General features: G+C 65.9%; 18 protein-coding genes and 1 pseudogene. 12 read left to right on the forward strand and 7 right to left on the reverse strand.

Going from position 1 to position 20714, the window contains the following annotated elements:
* Positions 1 to 40 precede the first annotated feature (40 nt).
* The 3 genes and pseudogenes from AC1DGP_RS02020 to AC1DGP_RS02030 all read left to right on the forward strand — a co-directional run bounded on the left by AC1DGP_RS02020 (position 41) and on the right by AC1DGP_RS02030 (position 2084).
* Complete coding sequence (locus AC1DGP_RS02020; RefSeq protein WP_441489027.1) at positions 41 to 709, forward strand: GntR family transcriptional regulator; 669 nt, start codon at positions 41 to 43, stop codon at positions 707 to 709.
* Between the two features lie 110 nt (positions 710 to 819).
* A pseudogene (locus AC1DGP_RS02025) lies at positions 820 to 1404 on the forward strand (biotin transporter BioY).
* A gap of 245 nt (positions 1405 to 1649) precedes the next feature.
* Positions 1650 to 2084: a LysR substrate-binding domain-containing protein gene (locus tag AC1DGP_RS02030; RefSeq protein ID WP_476831695.1), complete on the forward strand. Its 435-nt coding sequence runs from the start codon at positions 1650 to 1652 to the stop codon at positions 2082 to 2084.
* Positions 2085 to 2205: 121 nt separating this feature from the next.
* On the opposite strand, the gene AC1DGP_RS02035 is transcribed toward AC1DGP_RS02030, so the two are convergent.
* The 4 genes from AC1DGP_RS02035 to AC1DGP_RS02050 all read right to left on the reverse strand — a co-directional run bounded on the left by AC1DGP_RS02035 (position 2206) and on the right by AC1DGP_RS02050 (position 4650).
* Positions 2206 to 2463, reverse strand: coding sequence for an exodeoxyribonuclease VII small subunit (locus AC1DGP_RS02035; protein WP_441489029.1), 258 nt, complete (start codon positions 2461 to 2463; stop codon positions 2206 to 2208).
* A gap of 61 nt (positions 2464 to 2524) precedes the next feature.
* Positions 2525 to 2989: an Lrp/AsnC family transcriptional regulator gene (locus AC1DGP_RS02040; protein ID WP_476831696.1), complete on the reverse strand. Its 465-nt coding sequence runs from the start codon at positions 2987 to 2989 to the stop codon at positions 2525 to 2527.
* 124 nt (positions 2990 to 3113) lie between these two features.
* A complete protein-coding gene (locus AC1DGP_RS02045; RefSeq protein WP_441489031.1) occupies positions 3114 to 4103 on the reverse strand; it encodes an NUDIX hydrolase in 990 nt (329 codons plus the stop codon).
* A 34-nt stretch (positions 4104 to 4137) separates the two neighbouring features.
* Complete coding sequence (locus AC1DGP_RS02050) at positions 4138 to 4650, reverse strand: tyrosine phosphatase family protein (protein ID WP_476831707.1); 513 nt, start codon at positions 4648 to 4650, stop codon at positions 4138 to 4140.
* Positions 4651 to 4771: 121 nt separating this feature from the next.
* Here AC1DGP_RS02050 and AC1DGP_RS02055 point away from each other — a divergent pair, with 121 nt between their 5' ends.
* Positions 4772 to 5332 carry a thioesterase family protein gene (locus tag AC1DGP_RS02055; RefSeq protein ID WP_476831697.1) on the forward strand — a complete coding sequence of 187 codons (561 nt, stop codon included), beginning with the start codon at positions 4772 to 4774 and terminating at the stop codon, positions 5330 to 5332.
* A gap of 18 nt (positions 5333 to 5350) precedes the next feature.
* On the opposite strand, the gene AC1DGP_RS02060 is transcribed toward AC1DGP_RS02055, so the two are convergent.
* Positions 5351 to 8914 (reverse strand): hybrid sensor histidine kinase/response regulator, encoded by a 3564-nt coding sequence (locus AC1DGP_RS02060; RefSeq protein WP_476831708.1) that lies wholly within the window; start codon positions 8912 to 8914, stop codon positions 5351 to 5353.
* 328 nt (positions 8915 to 9242) lie between these two features.
* Here AC1DGP_RS02060 and mscL point away from each other — a divergent pair, with 328 nt between their 5' ends.
* The 3 genes from mscL to AC1DGP_RS02075 all read left to right on the forward strand — a co-directional run bounded on the left by mscL (position 9243) and on the right by AC1DGP_RS02075 (position 12158).
* Positions 9243 to 9662 (forward strand): large conductance mechanosensitive channel protein MscL, encoded by a 420-nt coding sequence (gene mscL / locus AC1DGP_RS02065; RefSeq protein ID WP_441489033.1) that lies wholly within the window; start codon positions 9243 to 9245, stop codon positions 9660 to 9662.
* 121 nt (positions 9663 to 9783) lie between these two features.
* Entirely contained in the window at positions 9784 to 10974 is a 1191-nt protein-coding gene (locus AC1DGP_RS02070) for a pyridoxal phosphate-dependent aminotransferase (RefSeq protein ID WP_476823349.1), read from the forward strand.
* 119 nt (positions 10975 to 11093) lie between these two features.
* Positions 11094 to 12158, forward strand: coding sequence for an AbrB family transcriptional regulator (locus AC1DGP_RS02075; protein ID WP_441489035.1), 1065 nt, complete (start codon positions 11094 to 11096; stop codon positions 12156 to 12158).
* A 7-nt stretch (positions 12159 to 12165) separates the two neighbouring features.
* On the opposite strand, the gene AC1DGP_RS02080 is transcribed toward AC1DGP_RS02075, so the two are convergent.
* Complete coding sequence (locus tag AC1DGP_RS02080; protein WP_476831698.1) at positions 12166 to 13101, reverse strand: SMP-30/gluconolactonase/LRE family protein; 936 nt, start codon at positions 13099 to 13101, stop codon at positions 12166 to 12168.
* Between the two features lie 100 nt (positions 13102 to 13201).
* Positions 13202 to 14107: a LysR family transcriptional regulator gene (locus AC1DGP_RS02085; RefSeq protein ID WP_441506546.1), complete on the reverse strand. Its 906-nt coding sequence runs from the start codon at positions 14105 to 14107 to the stop codon at positions 13202 to 13204.
* Positions 14108 to 14243: 136 nt separating this feature from the next.
* Here AC1DGP_RS02085 and AC1DGP_RS02090 point away from each other — a divergent pair, with 136 nt between their 5' ends.
* The 5 genes from AC1DGP_RS02090 to hisS all read left to right on the forward strand — a co-directional run bounded on the left by AC1DGP_RS02090 (position 14244) and on the right by hisS (position 20546).
* Positions 14244 to 15680 carry an FAD-linked oxidase C-terminal domain-containing protein gene (locus tag AC1DGP_RS02090; protein WP_441489038.1) on the forward strand — a complete coding sequence of 479 codons (1437 nt, stop codon included), beginning with the start codon at positions 14244 to 14246 and terminating at the stop codon, positions 15678 to 15680.
* Positions 15677 to 16864, forward strand: coding sequence for a glycolate oxidase subunit GlcE (glcE, locus tag AC1DGP_RS02095; protein ID WP_476831699.1), 1188 nt, complete (start codon positions 15677 to 15679; stop codon positions 16862 to 16864). Before AC1DGP_RS02090 ends, glcE begins: the two co-directional genes overlap by 4 nt.
* A gap of 92 nt (positions 16865 to 16956) precedes the next feature.
* The gene (locus AC1DGP_RS02100) at positions 16957 to 17511 is read left to right on the forward strand and encodes a DUF2585 domain-containing protein (protein ID WP_476831709.1); all 555 of its coding nucleotides are present in this window, start codon (positions 16957 to 16959) and stop codon (positions 17509 to 17511) included.
* 3 nt (positions 17512 to 17514) lie between these two features.
* Positions 17515 to 18903, forward strand: a complete 1389-nt coding sequence (gene glcF, locus AC1DGP_RS02105) for a glycolate oxidase subunit GlcF (protein ID WP_441489040.1) — start codon at positions 17515 to 17517, stop codon at positions 18901 to 18903.
* Between the two features lie 119 nt (positions 18904 to 19022).
* Positions 19023 to 20546, forward strand: coding sequence for a histidine--tRNA ligase (gene hisS, locus AC1DGP_RS02110; protein WP_441489041.1), 1524 nt, complete (start codon positions 19023 to 19025; stop codon positions 20544 to 20546).
* The last annotated feature ends 168 nt before the right edge of the window (positions 20547 to 20714 follow it).

Genomic DNA, 20714 nt, shown 5'->3' on the forward strand with positions numbered 1-20714 from the left:
AGCGCTCGACAGGAGATCACAACAAAATTATCTATAAAAAATGACCAGCGAACAGAAAGACACGCTCGCCATCCGGATCAGCCGCGCTCTGGCCGACCGGATCATTTCTGGAGCGATCGAGCCCGGCACCCGCTTGCGCCAGGACCATGTCGCGGCCGAGTTCGGCGCCAGCCATGTGCCGGTGCGCGAGGCCTTTCAAAGGCTGGAAGCGCAGGGGCTGGCCGTCAGCGAGCCGCGCCGGGGCGTGCGGGTTGCCGCTTTCGATCTGCGGGAGGTCCGCGAGGTCGCGGAAATGCGGGCGGCGCTGGAGGTGCTGGCGCTGCGCCATGCCGCGCCACATCTGACCCGGGCGATCCTCGAACAGGCTGAGGAAGCGACGCGTGCCGGCGACAAATCGCAGGATGTGAGGTCATGGGAGGATGCGAACCGGCGCTTTCACAAGCTGATCCTCGCTCCCTGCGCCATGCCGCGTTTGCTGGCTGCGATCGATGATCTGCATGCGACCAGCGCCCGGTTCCTGTTCGCTGCGTGGCGTTCGGAATGGGAGTCGCGCACCGATCATGACCACCGTGCTATCCTCTCCGCGTTGCGCGAAGGACAAATCGAGGCCGCGGCGGCGACGCTTGCGCGGCATGTCCAGTGGATCGGGACCAAGCCGGTCCGCACGTCCTCCGGTGGCACGCGCGAGGCCTTTTCGATCGTCGGATGACAGCTGCATGGCGGCAGGGGGCTTGCATTCTTCGCCGCGATGTGGAGTCCATCATAGATCGGATGCATAAATTATAGATAATATGCATCTGATCACTGATGGAGATCGCAATGAACGAAATGACCCATGCTCCGACGCAGCTGGCGGGCGGTCCGCTGCGCCTGAGCCGCCGCCCTGTCCTCGTGCAGGCGGGCGCCGTGCTGTTCGGAACCCTGCTCCTGGCGCTGGCCTCGCAAATCAGCGTGCCGATGGTTCCGGTGCCGATCACGATGCAGACGCTGGCGGTGACGCTGATCGGCGCATTCTATGGCTGGCGTCTTGGCGCCGTCACTGTCCTCGCCTGGCTGTTCGAGGCGGCGCTCGGGCTGCCGGTTCTCGCCGGCGGCGCGTCCGGCCTGCCGCATTTCATGGGCCCGACGGGCGGCTATCTCTTCTCCTTCCCGATCGTGGCCGCGATGGTTGGCTGGCTTGCCGAGCGCGGCTGGGGCGGGAGCAGGCTCATGCGGTCCTTCGCCGCGATGCTGCTCGGCAATGCGCTCTGCCTGGTGATCGGCGCGGCGTAGCTTGCAACCCTGATTGGCGTCGAGCGCGCGGTGCTCCTTGGCGTCGTCCCGTTCATGGTGGGGGCCGTCCTGAAATCCGCCTTGGGAGCTGCGATCCTGAAGGCGTCCAGCCGCTCGGAACAGGCAGGCTAAGCCTGCGGGCGTGCCGCGCCCGGCTTCCGGCGCGCGGCAGCTCTGCCATATCCAAGCCCGTGCAGGTCGCAGCTAACCTGTCGTCCTCGCGAGGCTGGTTCCGGCCAGCAGCAGGGGGGCGGCATTGGCGGCGTGCAGGGCCTGGATCGGTTCCCGCACTGGTTCCGGGACGGGCCGCGGAAGGCGGCTGATCCGGCCGGCATAGTGCTCTCCGGCGAGCTACAGCGCCTCAGTGTCGGCCTTGCGTGTCTCGTAGATCAGGAAGGGTTCCTGCCAGGCAAGGCCGCAGCGATTACGTCGTGGCGATGCGGAAGGAGCACCCGGCGGCGCAAGCCTTCGATCTGGATCGCTGGCTCGCCTATCCGCATGTTCTGGTTTCGGGCCGCAGCGAAACCTTCGGCGCGCTTGACGAAGCGCTCTCGGTCCTCGGCAGGAAGCGCCATGTCGGCATGGTCGTGCCGAGCTTCCTGATCGTTCCGCCGCTGCTGCTCGATTCCAACCTGATCGCGCTGCTGCCGAGCCGGACGCTCCCTCGCGATAGCGGCGAGCACTATGCGGTGCGGGAGCCGCCGATTCCGGTGCCGGGTTTTCCGCTCCATGTCGCCTGGCACAGGCGCAGTGACCGCGATCCGGCGGTGCAGCATGTGGCGGGGCTGATCGAGGCGCTGCTCTCCGCCTAAATCATCGGACCGGATATCGTATCCAATCCGATGATCTAACCCTTTGTCTTTGCATCGGCTTTGCCCCGAAAACCGCAATCCACTTTTCGGGCCGATGCCTTAGCCCGTGGGCCGCGCCGGCTTACTTGTCGACGTCCAGCGGCGTCGTGCCGGCCGGTTTGCCGTCGGCGCCGAGCGTGATCTTTTCGATACGGGCCTCGGCCTGCTTCAGCAGGGCGTCGCAGCGTGCCTTGAGCGCTTCGCCGCGGGTGTAGATGTCGATCGATTCCTCGAGTGGCACGTCGCCGCGCTCGAGCCGGGCAACGATGCTCTCGAGCTGCTTCAGCGCCTCTTCGAAGGGCAGGGCGGCGATATCGGAATTGGTTTTGGCGTCGGTCAAGATCGGCGATTCCCGTTGGGCCACTCTTATCGGCTCTGGCCCTGTTCGCTGCAACCCTGCATCAGACCGGCAATGCGGAGGTCTTCTTGATCGTGCGCAGCGTCAGCGTCGATTGCACGCGCGTGACGCCCGGCAGCTGGGTGATGATGTCGGTGTGGATGCGCTCGAAATCAGCGCTGTCGCGATAGATGACCCGCATCAGATAGTCGTGCGCGCCAGCCAGCAGATGGCATTCCAGGATTTCGGGCAGATTCTGCACCGCCTGCTCGAACCCTTCAAGCGAGGCACGCCCCTGCTGGTCCAGCGTAACGAAGACGAAGGCCGTGCCGGGGAAGCCGGCGATCTTGTCGTCGAGCATCATCGCATAGCCGCGGATCAGCCCGCTTTCTTCCAATTGCCGGACGCGGCGCAGACAGGCGGACGKGGAGAGGTGAACCCTTTCGGCGAGGTCCGAATTGGTGATCCGCCCATCGGTCTGCAGGATGCGCAGAATGGTCCGGTCGCGGGAATCGAGTTCGATCGTCATGGCTTTGGCCCCTCTCGAGGGCGATGCATTGTCGCAAATTTCGTAAGAAGCAAGCAATTTTCTGCTCAGTTTCTCGGCTGTCGCGCTGATATGCACGACAACTCCCTTCGCATCCCGCACAAAACTACCGCTCCCCTCCGAGGTTGCGCCCGCCGACGCGCAGGCCCGGAGCCGGCCTCTCGGCAATGACTTCTCGGCGATAGCGGAAGAGCGCGGCGGGGCGCCCGGCGGTGCGGGTCATCGTGCCAGTCGGCTCCACCAGCGCTGCGCTTTCGACCAGCCGCCGAAAGTTCTGTTTGTGCAGGTGCCGGCCCGAGATCGCCTCGACCGTGTTCTGCAGCGCGGTAAGGGTGAAGGCGTCCGGCATCAGCTCGAATACGACCGGGCGGTATTTGAGCTTGGCGCGCAGCCGGCCGATCGCGGTCGCGAGGATGCGGCGATGGTCGAAGCGCATCGGCCGGCCCAGCAGGGGACTGGGGGAGCGCGGCAGTGCATCGGGGCGCCGGTCGCGCAGCGCCTCATAGGCGAGCCCGGCATCGTAGAGCAGTTCGTAGCGCTCGAGCGTCTTCTCCTCGTCCCAGGGCACGCCACCGAGTCCGAAGCAACTTGCGATGCGCTGTTGGCGCGACAGGGCGCGCCTCTCCTGCTCCGCGCGTTCGGCTGCCTTGTCCTGCGCCCAATCGTCGAGCTGGGGCAGGATGGTCGTGTCGAGTACGGCCGGGCGGCCGGCGCGCCAGTCCTCCCAGGGAAAGAAGCCATACCAGGGCTGGAATGCGACCTGCTCCGGAAGGGATGGCGCGCGCGTCAACGCGAGATAGCCGACCGAGACGACATGGGGGCCGGTGTCGCGGATCTCCGCCTGCCGCCCGCGATCCCCGAACGTGTAGAGCTGTTCGACATAGCCGAGCGACAGTTCGGTCTGGTCCGCAACCCAGGAGCGCAGGCCGATTTCGAAGGTGCGATGCGCCAGCGGGTCGAACGGGCCGTAGGGGAGCCCCGGCGTGGCGTCTCCGTCGTGAACCTGCGCCGTCAGGATATGCGGCTGGTTGCCGGTGAAGGCGACGATCGCTGCCGCGAGGCCGATCTCGATGGCGGGGGGTGTGACTTTGGGCATGTCACCACCACGATGCAGCAAGGCCGGCGCCGCCTCAATCGAGATCGATGCAGAACGGAGTGCCTTCGAACGCGTCCGCGCCCCGGCCGATGCTCTCGATCGCGGTGGTCATGCGACCGGAGCGTCCGAGGATCTGGTCTGCGATCGAGACGAGCCGGGCGTTGGGCGTGGCCGAGGCAGATGCGCTGCGCAGCGCAAGCGCAATCTCCGCCTCGTCACGCTGGGGCCGCAGGGCGCAGGTCGCGATGTAGGCCGCCGCGGTCGAGCGGCTGATGCCCGCCCAGCAGTGAAAGACGATCGGCGCGGCCCGGTCCCAGTCGCGGATGAAGCTCAGGAAGCGCTGGACATGGTCCTCGTCGGGCAGGACATGCCCGTCCAGCGGCGCCGTGATGTCCGACATGCCGATGAAGAGATGCCGCTCGGGCAGAATGCCGGCCGGGCGTTCCACGACCGTGTTGACGTTGATCAAGGTCACGACATGGCTGGCACCGACCGATGCGACCGTCTCGTGAAGCCGGGCGAGGGACGAAACATGGAGTGTCGGCATGGCGAGTTCCGCTGCAGGACGTGCGAAAGAGTGGCGCGAGTCGGTGACGATGATATGGCCAATCATCGCGACATCGGGAACGGGGCGCGCCGTCTGACGGCGACACTCCACAGGAGCCTGCATGAACCTCTGGCTGCGCCTGCTCTGGCTTCTTGTCACCACGCCCTTCCGATCCAGGCTGAAGCCACCTTTCGACATGTCGGTCCTGCCGTTCCGCGTCTGGTTTCACGATCTCGACACCAGCCTGCACATGAACAATGGCCGCTACTGGAGTCTCATGGATCTCGGGCGGACCGACCTGATGCTGCGTACCGGGCTCTGGCGCACGGTGCTGCGGGAGGGCTGGGTGCCGGTGGTCAATGCCGGGATGATTCGTTTCAGGCGTGAATTGCGCCTGTTCCGCCCCTTCGCGCTGGAGACGCGGATCCTGTGCTGGACCGAGAACTGGCTGGTGATGCAGCATCGCATTCTCAGCCGGGGGCGCGACGGCACGGAGATCGTCGCTGCCGTGGCGCTGGTGCGGGCTGCCCTCTACGATCGTGCGACCAGGAGATACGTGCCGGTGACCCGCATTCTCGCCGATATCGGAATCAGCGCCGAGAGCCCGCCGCAGAGCGCCGAGGTCGCGGCCTTTCTCGCCTCGGAGGAGGCGATGCGCCAGGCCGGCGCCGCCGAGCGCTGAGTGGGGCAGGTCTCCCTGCTATTCAGCGGCGAGACGCATCGCGCGCCATTGCGCAAGCAGGGCGCGGAGTGCTCCGGGCTTCAGCGGCTTGTTGAGGATATGCACGTCGAAGGCCGCAGCGGCCTCCCGCACTTGAGGCGAGCGATCGGCCGTCAGCAGGATCGCGGGAACGCGCCTGGCGGAACGATCGCGCAAGGCTGCGATTGCGCTCAGCCCGTCGCCATGGTCGAGATGGTAGTCGGCGATGATCACGTCCGGCATGCCGTGGGCCTGAAGCTGCGCAAGCGCTTCGTCCAGCCCGGGCGCTGTCGCGACCGCACAGCCCCATCCTTCGAGCAGGCGCTTCATGCCATCGAGGATCGTGGGTTCGTTGTCAATCGCCAGGAGCTTGAGACCGGCCAATTGCCCCGCAGGCGTCGGGGGCGGGGTGCTGCTGGTCGCCATGGCCGGGAGCGGCGCCGTTCGCGGCACCATCACCGAGAACCGCGTCCCGCGCCCTGGCGTGGAGGTCAGCGTGAGCTTGTGGTCGAGCGTGCGGGAGATGCGTTCGACGATTGAAAGCCCGAGCCCGAGGCCACGGGCGACCCTGGCCCCTTGATCGAGCCGCTGGAACTCGCGAAACACCGTCTTCTGCTTGCTGGCAGGAATTCCGAGGCCGGTATCGAGCACCTCGATCGAAACCTGATTGCCGCGGCGGCGGCAGCCGACCAGGACCTTGCCGTTCGGCGTGTATTTGATCGCGTTCGATATCAGGTTCTGCAGCAGCCGGCGCAGCAGGCGCCGGTCCGAGCGCAGGGCGACGGAACTGGGCGAAAACACCAGTTGCAGGCCTCGTTCCTGAGCGCTGGGCTCAAATTCGCGCTGGAGTTGGCGCATCAGTTCGTCGAGCCTGAAACTGGTCAGTTCCGGCTTGAGTGCGCCTCCGTCGAGACGCGAGATCTCCAGCAGTGCCGTCAGGATTTCCTCGACCGCGTCCAGCGACGCATCGATATTCTCGGCGAGTTCGGGGCTGGTGGCGATCCGGTCACGCTCGACCAGTGCCGTCGCATAGAGCCTCGCGGCATTGAGGGGTTGCAGCAGGTCGTGGCTGGCGGCGGCCAGGAAGCGCGTCTTGGACGCATTCGCCTCCTCGGCTTCGGCCTTGGCGCGCTGAAGCTCGGCGTTGACGTGGAGAATTTCCTCGGTGCGTTCGGCGACGCGTCGCTCGAGACTTTCATTGGTCCGCTCGAGCTCTACATGCGCGGCGACGGTCTCGGTGATGTCGGTATAGGTCGTCACCAGGCCGCCATCGGGAAGCGGATTGGAGCGGATCTCGATGACCTTGGTCGAGGGAAAGAGCTTGAGCCGGACTGGCTCGCGGTCATTGACAAAGCTCTCGAGCCGCGCGGCCATCAACTCATCCTGCTCGCCATCGCCATAGGCGCCGCGGGCAGCATTGAAACGGACGATCTCGTCGAGCCCGGTGCCGAACCGCACCAGCGACTGCGGCAGGTCATAGAGCTCTATGAAGGCCTGGTTCCAGGCGAGCAGCCGCAGGTCTCGGTCGAGCACGGTAATGCCCTGGCCGGCATGGTCGAGCCCGTGCTGCAGAATGTCTCGATTATATTGCAGGGCTGCCGAAGCATCATCGAGCAGCTTGAAGGCGGCTTCCGTCGACAGGTTCCGGCGGCGCAGCAGCAGGGAGAGCACAAGCCGTGAGGATGCCGCGCCGATGGCCGACGAGAGCAGATGCTCGCCGAAGCGCAGCATGTGGATGTCGGCCTCGCGATTGCTGCTGCTGGCAACCTCGCCACGCCCGATGGAGAAGCCCTCGAATGCGCGCTGCGTCCGCTCCTGGCCGAGATAGCGACCGATGGTCGATTGCAGCTCGGCCTCCGTGACGCTGGACCGCCAGAGCGAGAAGGACTGGGCCATCGTTGCGCGATCGGAGGTGACGAAGGAGTTGGCCTGCAGGCGCTCCATGGCATTGGCCGGTCGCAGCAGGGAGAAGCCGACATAACAGAGAAGGTTGAGGCCGAGGCTCCACAACACGCCGTGCGGCAGGGCCGGCAGATCGAGGCCGAGCAGGGCTTCCGGCCGCAATGACGTGATGCCCAGCGGCCCCTTGGCCACGATCTCGCTCCAGACGCTGGTGGGGTATGCGAGGCTGGGGACCAGCAGCGTGTAGGCCCAGGTCAGCGTGCCCGTCGTCAAGCCTGCGACGGCGCCGAGCGCGGTGCCGCGCCGCCAGAGCAATCCGCCGAAGAATGCCGGCGCGATCTGTGCGGTTGCCGCAAAGGACAGGAGCCCGATCGAGACCAGTGCCGCTTCACCTGCCGCCCGGTAATAGGCGTAGCCCATCAGGATCACGGCGAGGATGGCGAAGCGCCGGATGATCACGACCTGCGAACCGAGGTCGCCGCCGGTCGGGCCGGAACGCAGCGATCTCGGGATGGCCCGGTCCGGGTCGCTCAGCAGGCCACGGCCGCGCACCAGCAGCGGCATGACGAGATGGTTCGAGATCATGATGGCGAGCGCGACCGAGGCGACGATCACCATCGCGGTCGCGGCGGAGAGCCCGCCGATGAAGACGAACAGCGCGAGCCAGCCTGCACCCCGCTCCAGCGGCAGCAGCAGCACGGTCATGTCGCGATCGATGCCGCTTCCCGGCATCAGCAATTCGCCCGCCGCCGCCAGCGGCAGCACGAAGAGATTGATCAGGACGAGATAGAGGGGAAACATCCAGGCGGCGCGGCGGACGTCGCCCGGGTCCCGGTTCTCGACGATCGTCATGTGGAATTGCCGCGCCAGCAGCAGCGCGGCGAAGGACGAGAGCAGCGTCAGCGTCAGGAAGGTCGGCCAGCTCGAGGTCCGCTCCCAGATCGGAGGCGCCCCGTCCGGCATCTTCGCCGCCCGGGCGAGGAGGTCTCCGAAGCCATCGAACAGGCCATAGGCGACGAAGATCCCGAGCGCGAGAAACGCCACGAGCTTGACCAGCGACTCGGCCGCAATCGCCAGCACCAGCCCGTCCTGGTGCTCGGTTGCATCGATATGGCGTGTGCCGAAGGCACAGGCGAAGCCGGCGAGCACCATGGCGACGAGGAAGGCGAGGTCGCTGAGGACCGGGACATCCGGCGTCAGCGCCTGGCCGCCGGTTGCGGTCAGGAACACCGAGAGCGAATTCGCGACGGCCTTGAGCTGCAAGGCGATGTAGGGCAGTGCGCCGATCACGGCGACGAGACAGACGAGCGCGGCCACCCGCTCGCTCTTGCCGTAGCGCGCGCCGACGAAATCCGCGATCGAGGTGATGTTCTGCGACTTGGCGATCTCGACGATACGCGTGACGAAGCGATAGCCGAAGCCGATGACCAGGATCGGCCCGACATAGATGCCAAGGAAATCGAAGCCGGCGCGATTGGCGAAGCCGACGGAGCCGTAGAAGGTCCAGGAGGTGCAGTAGACGCCGAGCGCCAGCGCATAGATCGTCGTGCGCGCCGGCCCGCCCATCAGCTTGCGGCCGAAGGTATCGGCAGCGTGCGCGATGGCGAACAGCACGCAGAGATAGCCGAGCGCGACCAGAACGACGGACCAGGCCGGGATCATCTTGCCTCCATGCCAGAGCGGCAGCAGCGCAGCGTAGTGCATGTGCGCGCCCAGCGCGATGCGGCTTTCGGCCGAGGCGCTGCCTAAGCTCTTGATCTCGCGAGGCCTTGGACCGGAGATTTCCCGCTGGGCGCGGGCTGCTATTGCCCAGCCGTTGCGCTGCGGCAGCGTGCTATCGTCCGTTCAACCCCGGCCAAGACTGTGCACTGACGAAAGGTCGGCGCCCTGACGGGCTTCTAACCGCTGCAACTCTCAATTAGCCTGCGACATCCGTGCACGCCGTCCGGTAGGCGTGAAGCCGATCATCCCGAGGTGAAGGGGCAGGGCAATGCTGAAGGAATTCAAAGAATTTGCAATGAAGGGCAACGTCATGGACCTCGCCATCGGCGTGGTCATCGGCGCGGCCTTTGGCAGGATCGTCGACTCTCTCGTCAGCGACATCATCATGCCGATCTTCGGCGCGCTGGGCGGTCTCGATTTCTCCAATTACTTCTTCGGCCTCAATAGCGCGGTCACCAGCCCGATCCTGTCCGAGGCCAGGAAGCAGGGCGCCGTGTTCGCCTATGGCAGCTTCGTCACTGCAGCCATCAATTTCCTGATCATCGCCGTTGCCTTGTTCCTGGTCGTGAAGGGCATCAACCGGGTGAAGCGGGACCAGAAGGCAGCTCCGGCCGAGCCGCCGGCCCCGCCGCAGGACGTCGTGCTGCTCGGCGAAATCCGCGATCTGCTGAAGCAGAAGAACGCCTGATTTCGCTCACCGCTCGCGGGCAATTCATCACCGCGAGCGATCAACCCGATCTCGCGATTTCATGCCTCCCGCTCGCCGCTTCGGCTAAAGGTGAGGCATTGAACTTGCGAGGTCGAAGCCGATGACGACGAGCACGCTGCCGGGCGCCAGCCTGATTGCCGAGTTGAGGCCAGAGGCCCGTAATGCACCCGAAAGCGGCATCGTCGAGGTGGTCAATCACGGCCGGCTGAAGCCTGGCCTGATCCCGCTCTGGGTCGGCGAGGGCGATCTCTCGACGCCCGATTTCATCGTCCGTGCCGCCAACAAGTCGTTGGCTGATGGCGAGACCTTCTACACCTGGCAGCGCGGTATTCCGGAGCTGCGCGAGGCGCTCGCGCGTTACCACACGGCGCTCTACGGTCAGCCGCTTTCCGCCGACCGCTTCTTCGTCACGGGCTCGGGCATGCAGTCCGTTCAGATCGCCGTCAGGATGATTGCCGGACCTGGCGATGAACTCGTGATTCCGACGCCGGCCTGGCCCAATTTCGCTGCGGCCATCGGCGTGGCGGGAGCCAAGGCTGTCTGCGTGCCGATGGATCTGGAGCACGGCCGCTTCACGCTCGATCTCGACAAGCTCGCCGCGGCGATCACGCCGAAGACGCGCGCGCTCGTCATCAACTCCCCGGCGAACCCGACCGGCTGGACCGCGACCAAGGACGAGATGGCCGCGCTGCTTGCCCTGGCTCGCAAGCACGGTATCTGGATCATCGCCGACGAGATCTATGGCCGCTTCGTCTATGGCGGGGCGCCGCGCGCAGCCTCCTTCCACGACGTGATGGAGGCGGAGGATCGCGTCCTCTTCGTCCAGACCTTCTCGAAGAACTGGGCCATGACGGGTTGGCGCATCGGCTGGATCGAGGTGCCGGCCGCCTTCGGCCAGGTGGTCGAGAACCTGATCCAGTATTCGACCTCGGGGTCGCCGGTCTTCGTCCAGCGCGCCGCGATCGCCGCTCTCACCGAGGGCGAGCCCTTCGTCGCCGAGCAGATCGCGCGTGCGACCGAAGGCCGGAAGATCATCTTCGAAGGCCTGAAGGCGACGAACCGGGTTTCGCTGACCGCGCCGGATGGCGCCTTCTACCAGTTCTTCAGTGTCGACGGCCGCGAGGATTCGCGCGCGCTGGCGATCGAACTGGTCGATGAGGCCAATGTCGGCCTGGCGCCGGGCACCGCTTTCGGCCCCGGAGGCGAGACGGGCCTGCGGCTTTGCTTTGCGCGCAAATCCTCTGACCTCGTCGAGGCGGTGGCGCGGCTGCAAAGGGCGCTGACGTCATAGGCCCCGCTGGGCGCAGCCCAGCCTTGCGCGGCGATAGCATCTCCTTGTTTGACCGGATTGCGCGCCGCGTTCATTGATCGGCCCTGCGTCGTGTCTCCTCGGCGCTTGCTCCGAGTGACATGACCGGCCCGGCTTACATCCCCTACAGGCTCAAGACATTGTCGCGTGAAGCGGCCGTGATTGCCTGCGCCGCCCTCGGCGGCGCCATTTTCGCGCTGTTCGACGTGCCGGCCGCCTGGCTCTCGGGTTCGATGCTGATCGTCTCGATCGTCGGCGTCGCCAAGCGCCTGCCCGATCTGCGCAAGCCCTGGTTCGATGCGACCATGCTGATGTCGGGGGTGCTGATCGGCTCCTCCGCGACGCCCGAGGCGCTTGCGGCAACGGCGCGCTATCCCGGTTCGCTGGCGGTCCTGTTCGTCGCGCTCGCGGCCATCATGCTCACCACCGGCGCCTATCTGCGTTACGTCGCGCGCTGGTCCTGGATTGATTCCCTGCTGGCCGCCGCGCCTGGCGCGCTGTCGGCGGTCATCGCCGTTGCCCATGCCAAGGGTGCCAATCTTGGCCGCATCGCGGTGATCCAGCTCTTCCGCATCCTTGTCCTGGTCGCGATCCTGCCCAGTCTGATGCGGGCCTTGAGCGATGGCAGCGTCGGTCAGATGCCGGCGGTGATCGTCGCCAGCGCACCGGATATGGCGCTGGTTCTTGGTGTGGCCCTGGTCACCGGGCTCGTCTTCGAGCGCATCGGCGTCACCGCGCCCTTCATCCTGGGCGCAACCATGGCCAGTGCCGTGCTGCATGGCACCGGCGTGGTCCATGGCACGCTCCCGCCCGAGATCGCGACCGTGGTGATGGTCATGCTGGGCGCGGCGATGGGCGGGCGCGTCTCCAACCTCAAGCGCGGCGAAATCGCCGGGCTGTTCCCGCTCGCCATTGGCGGCTTCTTCGTCTCGATGGTGGTCGCCTTCGCCTTCGCCTGGCCGGCCGCCTGGCTTGCGGGCGTGCCCTATGCCAGCGCAATGGCCGCTTTTGCGCCGGGAGGGCTGGAGGCGATGGCGATGCTTGCCTTCGCCATGGGGCTCGATCCGCTCTATGTCGGCGCGCACCATCTTGCGCGCTTCATGCTGCTCGGCCTCGCCATGCCGTTGCTGGTGGTCCGGATGAAGTCGGAGCCGCCGCAGAGTTGAGCGCGGTTCAGCGCTTCGGCCAGGTCGCCCCGTTGGCGTGGGTCATCACTGAGTAGAGTGATGTCGTGCCGCAGATGAAAAGGCGGTTCAGCTTCGCGCCGCCCCAGCAGACATTGGCGACGATCTCGGGAATCAGCACCTTGCCGATCAAGGTGCCGTCGGGGTGATAGACATGCACGCCGTCCGCCGCGCTGGTCCAGATGCGGCCGGTGGCATCGAGCCGGAAGCCGTCGAACAGGCCGGCCGAGCAGGTTGCGAAGATCTCCGAGCGGCCCAGCGACGCGCCGTCCCCCGTCACGGCGCATTTGCGGATGTGGCGCGGCCCATCCGGGTCATGGCTCGCCCCCGTATCGGCGATATAGAGCTCGCTCTCGTCCAGCGAGAAGGCGAGGCCGTTCGGCTTGACGAAGTCGTCGGCGACGATCGAGAGCGCGCCGCTGACCGGATCGATGCGGTAGACGTTGCAATGGCCGATCTCGCCATCCGCCTTGTCGCCCTCATAGTCGCTGCCGATGCCGTAATCCGGGTCGGTGAACCAGATCGAGCCGTCGGATTTCACCACGACGTCATTGGGGGAGTTCAGCCGCTTGCCCTGCCAGTTGTCGGCAAGCACGGTGATCGAGCCGTCATGTTCCGTCCGGGTCACCTGCCGCCCGCCATGCTCGCAGGTGACGAGCCGGCCCTGCGGATCCACCGTATTGCCGTTCGAGTTCCGTGCCGGCTGGCGGAAGATGCCGACCTGGCCGTTCACCTCGTCATAGCGCAGCATGCGGTTGTTCGGGATGTCGGACCAGACCAGGCTGCGATGGGCTGGAAACCAGGCCGGCCCCTCGGACCAGCGGGCTCCGGTCCACAGCCTCTCGACCCGCGCCGAGCCCGGCACGACCCGGTGGAAGCGCGGGTCTAGAACCTCGACGCCGGTGCCTTCGATCAAGCCGAACATGAACGGGTTTCTCCAGTGATGTGTCGAAGATCGAGCAAGCCACGTGTCCGGGCAATCCGGCGCTGCGCAGATGCCCCATGACGGGCGGGCGGGAGCCGCATCATAGATCAAGCCCCGCATCCCAGTACGGTGTCGCGCCATAGAGCTCCGCGAGATAATCGACGAAGACGCGCACCTTCTGCTCCATGTGCCGGCGGCTGGGATAGACCGCGTAGACTGCGACACGCTTGCCGACCGAGTAATCCGGCAGGACCCTGACGAGCTGCCCGGTCTTAAGTTCCGGCCCGACATCCCAGGTCGAGCGCAAGGCGATGCCGACACCGGCGAGCAGCGCCTCGCGCACGACTTCGCTGGAATTGGTCCGAAGCGGTCCATTGACCCGCACGCCGACCGGACCGGACGGTCCGTCCAGCCGCCACTGGTCGGCATTATGGGCAATCAGCGTGTGGTGAGAGAGCTCCTCGATGCTGGCCGGTATTCCGCGAGTGGCGACATAATCCGGCGCGGCACAGAGCACGCGGTGATTGGGCGCGAGCCGCTTGGCGACGAGGCTCGAATCCTGAAGGTCGGCGATCCGCACCGCCAGGTCGAACCCTTCCGCGATGATGTCGACGAAGGAATCGCTCAGGATCAGGTCGACGGTCACCATCGGGTTGGCATCGAGAAAGGGCTTCAGATGCGGCGCGATATGCAACCGGCCGAAGGAGGTGGGGGCGGAGACGCGCAAGGTGCCGCGCGCTTGGCCCGCGCCGCTTGCGACCCAGGCCTCGGCATCCTCGATCGAGGACAGGATCGAGACCACGCGCTCATAGAAGCCCTGTCCCGCTTCGGTCAGCGACAACTGCCGCGTGGTGCGCTGCAGCAGCCGCACGCCAAGGCGCTCCTCGAGCCGGCGGATGCGCTTCGAGATCACCGCCGGCGAGAGTTTCAATTCGCGCCCCGCCGCGGACATGCTCTTGGCCGTCACCACATGCGCGAAGACATCCAGATCGCCGAACCGGTCCATGCTCGCCCACCTTTTCCATTTTGGAAATAATCATGGCTTTTGGTCGCGCTGCAAGCGGGTTCGAATTGGTCTAACCTGTTTGTATGAAACCGGGTGTGGGTGATATCGCGAGAGCTGACATCCGGAGGAGGAGACCATGAGCGCCATTGCCTTTCCCGCGCCGCGCGCGGACATCCTGGCGCGCCGCGATGCGATCATCGCCGGGCTTGCCGGACTGGTGGCGCCCGAGGCCCTGATCACCTCCGATGACGAGCGCAGGCCCTATGAGACCGATGCGCTCACCGCCTATCGCCGCATGCCGCTGGCGGTCGTGCTGCCCTCGACGACGCAGGAGGTCGCGGCGGTGCTGCGCTATTGCGGCGAGCAGGGCGTTCCCGTCGTCCCGCGGGGGGCTGGCACCTCGCTTGCCGGTGGCGCGATCCCGCAGGAGGATGCCGTCGTCATCGGTGTCTCGAAGATGAATCGCATCCTCGAGATCGACTATGCCAACCGCGCCGCCAGGGTGCAGGCCGGCGTCACCAATCTCGCCGTCACCGGGGCTGTGATGTCCGAGGGCTTTTTCTATGCGCCCGACCCGTCCTCCCAGCTTGCCTGCTCGATCGGCGGCAATATCGGCATGAATTCCGGCGGCGCGCATTGCCTGAAATACGGCGTCACCACCAACAATGTGCTGGGCGTGACCCTGGTGATGCTCGATGGCTCGATCGTCGAGATCGGGGGCGCCCATCTCGATGCCCCGGGTCTCGACCTGCTCGGCCTGATCGTCGGTTCCGAAGGCCAGCTCGGCATCGTCACCGAAGCGACCGTGCGGATCCTGCGCTCGGCCGAGGGCGCGCGCCCGGTGCTGTTCGGCTTCCCGAGCAGCGAGCAGGCAGGTGCTGCGGTGGCCGCCATCATCGGCGCCGGCATCATCCCCGTCGCGATGGAGTTCATGGACAAGCCGGCGATCGAGATCTGCGAAGCCTTCGCCAAGGCCGGCTACCCGATGGATGTCGAGGCGCTGCTGATCATCGAGGTCGAGGGCTCGGACGCGGAAATGGACGCCCAGCTTGCGCGCATCGTCGCGATCGCGCGCGAGCATGGCGTCAAGACGGTCAAGGAAAGCAAGTCGGCGATGGAGACCGCCGCGATCTGGAAGGGCCGCAAATCGGCCTTCGGTGCGACGGGCCGGATCGCCGATTACATCTGCATGGACGGTACGATCCCGACCGGGCAACTGCCGTTTGTGCTGCAGCGCATGGCAGAGATCGTCAAAGGCTATGGACTGCGCGTCGCCAATGTCTTCCATGCGGGCGACGGCAATCTCCACCCGCTGATCCTCTATAACTGCAACGACCCCGTCGAGGCGCGCAAAGCCGAGGATGCCGGAAACGACATCCTCAAGCTCTGCGTCGAGGTGGGCGGTTGCCTCACCGGCGAACACGGCGTCGGCATCGAGAAGCGCGATCTGATGCGCGTGCAGTTCAACGAAGCCGATCTCAACCAGCAGATGCGGGTGCGGGCGGTCTTCGACAGCGAGTGGCTGCTGAATCCGGCCAAGGTCTTTCCGCTCGATGGCAGGGTCGCCGCGTGACCATTCACACCCCCACCACGGAAGCCCAGGCGTGCGCCGTCGTTGCCTCCGTCGCTGCCAACGGCACGCCTGTGACCATTCGCGGCGGCGGTACGCGGACCGGTTTGGGGCGCCCGACCCAGGTCGTGAGCACCATCTCCAGCGCTGGTCTGACTGGCATCACGCTCTACGAGCCGTCCGAGATGGTGATTGGCGCCAGGGCCGGCACGGCGCTGGCGGAGATCCAGAGGACGCTGGCCGACCGCGGCCAGATGCTGCCCTTCGAGCCGATGGATCATCGCGCATTGCTGGGCACGGAGGGCGAGCCGACGATCGGTGCCGTCGCAGCCGGAAATATCTCTGGTCCGCGCCGGATCAACGCTGGTGCAGCCCGCGACTCGCTGATCGGCATCCGGCTGATCAACGGTCGGGGCGAGGCGATCAAGTCCGGCGGCCGGGTCATGAAGAACGTCACCGGGCTCGATCTGGTCAAGCTGGTGAGCGGTGCCCACGGCACGCTTGGCTTCCTGACCGAAGTCACCTTCCGCGTGTTGCCGGCGCCGGAATGCGCGGTCACGCTGGCCTGGCCCGGCCTTGCCGACGAGGCGGCGGTCGCTCTGCTTTCGGCCGCGCTCGGCTCGCCCTTCGAACCGATGGCGGCGGCGCATCTGCCGGCCGGCATCGGAGCCGACCAGGCCCGCACGCTGCTCAGGCTGGAGAATTTCGCGAGCTCGATCGCCTATCGCGCCGATGCGCTGGGCGAATTGCTGAGTCAGTACGGCGCGCCCGAACTGATCGAGGGGGCCGCCTCGCAGGAGCTGTGGCATTCCGTACGGGATGCGAGGTTCTTCGCCGGCAGCCATGAAGCCGTCTGGCGGCTCTCGCTTGCTCCGACGAGGGCCCCGCGTGCTACGGCGGCGATCATGCAAGCCTTGCCGCAAGCGCGCTGGTTCTATGACTGGGGCGGCGGCCTGGTCTGGCTCGCCGTGCCGCCTGACGAGGACGCTGGAGCCGCCGCGATCCGTGCTGCGATCAGGTCGCTTGGCGGTCACGCGACCCTGGTGCGCGCACCCCACGCGGTTCGCGCTGTTGTACCGGTCTTCGAACCACTGGCCGAGCCGCTGATGCGGGTCACGGCCGGAATCAAGAACAGCTTCGACCCGGCCGGAATCTTCGAGCCTGGCCGAATGTATGCGGGGATTTGATGGTGTTCGACCAGATAGCCGCCGCGCGTGAGATCCGCACTGAAGGGGGGCGCCGCCAAGCCTGGGCGCCGGGGCGGTTCAAGCCGGGCACGATCGCCCTCGTCGCGGCTCTGATGATTGCCGCAGCCGCCTTGATCCTGTTTGTCATGGGCCGCGAGCCGATCTGCAAATGCGGCTTTGTCAAGCCGTGGCACGGCGACGTCAATTCGTCGGAGAACTCCCAGCATATTGCCGACTGGTACACCTTCTCCCACATCATCCATGGCTTCCTCTTCTATGGCCTGTTCTGGTCGGTGCGCCGGCTGACCGGCCTGCCGATCTCGTTCGGGCAGGCGCTTCTTCTGGCGATCCTGATCGAGAACGCCTGGGAAATTGCCGAGAACAGCCCGGCGATCATCGATCGCTACCGGGAAATGACGATCTCGCTCGGCTATACCGGCGACAGCATCATCAATTCGGTCTCCGATATCGCGGCGATGATCGTCGGCTTCCTTCTCGCCCGTGTCCTGCCCGTCTGGCTCACCGTTTCGCTTGCGCTCGGCATGGAGCTGGTGGTCGGCTACCTCATCCGTGACAACCTGACCCTGAATATCATCATGCTGATCTACCCCGCCGACTGGATCAAAATCTGGCAGGGAGGGGCCTGAGCGATGCAGACCAACTTCACGCCCGAACATCTGGCCTCCGATCCGCGCCTGCCGGCGTCGGAGAAGATCCTGCGCACCTGCGTGCATTGCGGGTTCTGCACGGCAACCTGCCCGACCTATCTGCTGCTGGGCGACGAACTCGATTCCCCGCGCGGGCGGATCTACCTGATCAAGGACATGCTGGAGAACGGCAAGCCGGCGACCGAGCAGGTGGTGAAGCATGTCGACCGCTGCCTCTCCTGCCTCTCCTGCATGACGACGTGCCCTTCCGGCGTGCATTACATGCACCTTGTCGATCATGCCCGGGCCCATATCGAGGAGACCTATCAGCGTTCCTGGCATGACGAGGCGTTGCGCCGGGTGCTCGCTGCGATCCTGCCCTATCCCGGTCGGTTCCGCGCCGCGATGCTGGCGGCGATGCTGGGCAAGCCGTTCGGGAGCCTTCTCGGCCTGCTGCCGCAGGTCGGCGGGCGGCTGAAGGCGATGCTGGCGCTGGCGCCTGCACGCCTGCCGGCGCGCTCGACCATGGAGGGGCCGCAGGTTTTCCCCGTCACGGCCGTGCGCCGCAAGCGCGTGGCGCTGCTTTCAGGCTGCGCCCAGCCGGTGCTCGACCCCGCCATCAACGAAGCGACGATCCGCCTTTTGACGCGCCATGGCGTCGAGGTCGTGCTGCCGAAGGGCGAGGGCTGCTGCGGCGCGCTCGTCCATCACATGGGGCGCGAACAGGACAGTCACGTCTTTGCCCGGCGCAACATCGACGCCTGGATGGCCGAGGTCGACGGCGAGGGGCTGGATGCCATCTTGATCACCGCCTCAGGCTGCGGCACCACGATCAAGGATTACGGCTTCATGTTCCGCAACGAGCCGGCCTATGCGGAGAAGGCGGCGACGATTTCGAGCCTCGCGAAGGATGTCACCGAGTTCCTCGAGACGCTCGAGCTGCGCCATGTCCGTGAGGTCGCGCTGCCGGTGACCTATCACTCGGCCTGCTCGATGCAGCACGGGCAGCAGCTCAAGGACGGGCCGAAGCGCCTTCTGAGCGGAGCCGGCTTCAAGGTGAAGGAGGTGCCGGAGGGCCATATCTGCTGCGGCTCGGCCGGTGTCTACAATATCCTCCAGCCCGAGATCGCGGGGCAGCTGCGCGAACGCAAGATCGGCCATATCGAGAAGACGAAGCCGCAGATCGTCGCCACCGGCAATATCGGCTGCATGACCCAGCTGGCGAAGGGTTTTGCCGACCGGGGCGCGACGACCCCGGTCGTCCATACCGCCGAGCTGCTCGACTGGGCCACCGGCGGGCCGCTGCCGGAGAAGCTGGCAAGGGCGGGGATCAAGGATGCTCCCCTCGGCGATCCGCGTCAGCAGAAGGACATGCTGTTCGCGGCCGAATAGGCGCTTCCCGCTCGGGGAGGGGCAAGCGTGCTTGCCCCCGTTGCCCGGTCAAGTTACCGAACGCGGGACCTTACCCTGCGGGCTGTTCCGCATCTCGTTCAAGAAGTGAAGCCTGAACCATGTCGAAACCCGACAAGCTGAAAGCCCGCCAGCCGCGTGGTTTCATCGACCGCGGTCCTGCCGATGTGGCGGCGACCGAGCGCATGTTGTCCGTCATTCGCGAGAGCTTTTCGCTTTATGGCTTCGACCCGGTCGAGACGCCCTTCGTCGAATACACCGATGCGCTCGGGAAATTCCTGCCGGACCAGGACCGGCCGAACGAGGGTGTCTTCTCCTTCCAGGACGATGACGAGCAGTGGCTCTCGCTGCGCTATGACCTGACGGCGCCGCTCGCGCGCTATGTCGCCGAGAATTTCGATGCGCTGCCAAAGCCCTATCGCAGCTATCGCGCCGGCTACGTCTTCCGCAACGAAAAGCCGGGGCCCGGGCGCTTCCGTCAGTTCATGCAGTTCGATGCCGATATCGTCGGTTCGGGCTCGGTCGCGGCCGATGCAGAGATCTGCATGCTCGCTGCCGACACGATGGAGCGCCTCGGCATCAAGCGCGGCGACTATGTCGTCAAGGTCAACAACCGAAAGGTGCTCGATGGCGTGATGGAGGCGATCGGGCTTGGCGGCGAGCAGAATGCCGGGCGCCGGCTGACCGTGCTGCGCGCGATCGACAAGCTCGACAAGTTCGGCCCCGACGGCGTGCGGCTGCTGCTGGGTGACGGGCGCAAGGACGAGAGCGGAGATTTTACGAAGGGTGCGGGGCTGGGCGCCGAACAGGCCACGCGCGTCCTGTCCATTCTTGATGCCAGGGCTGCGGACAATGCCGCGACCGCGCAGCGTCTCGCAGATGGCTTCGCGTCGACGCCCGTTGGCCATGAAGGGGCCGAGGAACTGCGCATGATGGCGGATCTGATCGCAGCGGCTGGCTATGCCGACCGCGTCGTCATCGATCCTTCCGTGGTGCGCGGCCTCGAATATTACACCGGCCCGGTCTACGAGGTGGAGCTGACCTTCCCGGTCACCAATGACGACGGCCAGGTCGTGCGCTTTGGCTCGGTCGCCGGCGGCGGACGTTATGACGGGCTGGTCGGCCGCTTCCGGCCGGAACCGGTGCCGGCGACGGGTTTCTCGATCGGCGTCTCGCGGCTCTATTCGGCACTGAAGGCGGTGAAGTCGCCATTGGTCGACACGAAGAACGAACTGCCGCTCGTCGTCGTCACCGCCATGGACAACAAGACGCCCGAGCATATGCCGGCCTATCAGGCATTCGTGTCTCAGCTCCGCCAGGCCCGGGACGGGGACGGCAAGCCCTTGCTGCGTGCCGATCTCTATCTCGGCGGCTCCGGCTTCAACGCCCAGATGAAATATGCCGATAAGCGCGGCGCGGTCTGTGCGGTGATCCAGGGCTCCTCCGAGCGCGAGGCCGGCACGATCGTGATCAAGGACCTGATCCTCGGCGCGGAACTCGCCGCCGCCAGCCGCGACGTCAAGGATTCGGCCGAGCACAAAGCGAGGCAGGCCGAGGCCCAGTTCGCCGTGCCGGTGACCGAGCTGGTCGAGGGGGTGAAGCGGGTGCTGAAGCGACACGGCTGATTGAAAGTCATGCTCGCCCTTGTGGCGAGCATCCACGCCTTGAGCGTTCATCGTAGGCAAAGACGTGGATGGTCGGGACTAGCCCGACCATGACGGAAACCGTCGGCAACGAGTCGGTCGCCAAATCCCGCTAACCCAATTCCCTAAAAACCATCGAAAATCCATGAC

It is taken from the genome of Allobosea sp. 05T433 (assembly GCF_056396065.1).

Bases quoted from the DNA above. Each gene is read 5' to 3' on its own strand.
- mscL (WP_441489033.1), top strand. From the start codon at position 9,243: ATGCTGAAGGAATTCAAAGAATTTGCAATGAAGGGCAACGTCATGGAC.
- AC1DGP_RS02055 (WP_476831697.1), top strand. From the start codon at position 4,772: ATGAACCTCTGGCTGCGCCTGCTCTGGCTTCTTGTCACCACGCCCTTC.
- hisS (WP_441489041.1), top strand. From the start codon at position 19,023: ATGTCGAAACCCGACAAGCTGAAAGCCCGCCAGCCGCGTGGTTTCATC.
- AC1DGP_RS02085 (WP_441506546.1), bottom strand. From the start codon at position 14,107: ATGGACCGGTTCGGCGATCTGGATGTCTTCGCGCATGTGGTGACGGCC.
- AC1DGP_RS02060 (WP_476831708.1), bottom strand. From the start codon at position 8,914: ATGATCCCGGCCTGGTCCGTCGTTCTGGTCGCGCTCGGCTATCTCTGC.
- AC1DGP_RS02080 (WP_476831698.1), bottom strand. From the start codon at position 13,101: ATGTTCGGCTTGATCGAAGGCACCGGCGTCGAGGTTCTAGACCCGCGC.
- AC1DGP_RS02075 (WP_441489035.1), top strand. From the start codon at position 11,094: ATGACCGGCCCGGCTTACATCCCCTACAGGCTCAAGACATTGTCGCGT.
- glcF (WP_441489040.1), top strand. From the start codon at position 17,515: ATGCAGACCAACTTCACGCCCGAACATCTGGCCTCCGATCCGCGCCTG.
- AC1DGP_RS02050 (WP_476831707.1), bottom strand. From the start codon at position 4,650: ATGCCGACACTCCATGTTTCGTCCCTCGCCCGGCTTCACGAGACGGTC.
- AC1DGP_RS02045 (WP_441489031.1), bottom strand. From the start codon at position 4,103: ATGCCCAAAGTCACACCCCCCGCCATCGAGATCGGCCTCGCGGCAGCG.
- AC1DGP_RS02020 (WP_441489027.1), top strand. From the start codon at position 41: ATGACCAGCGAACAGAAAGACACGCTCGCCATCCGGATCAGCCGCGCT.
- AC1DGP_RS02070 (WP_476823349.1), top strand. From the start codon at position 9,784: ATGACGACGAGCACGCTGCCGGGCGCCAGCCTGATTGCCGAGTTGAGG.
- AC1DGP_RS02090 (WP_441489038.1), top strand. From the start codon at position 14,244: ATGAGCGCCATTGCCTTTCCCGCGCCGCGCGCGGACATCCTGGCGCGC.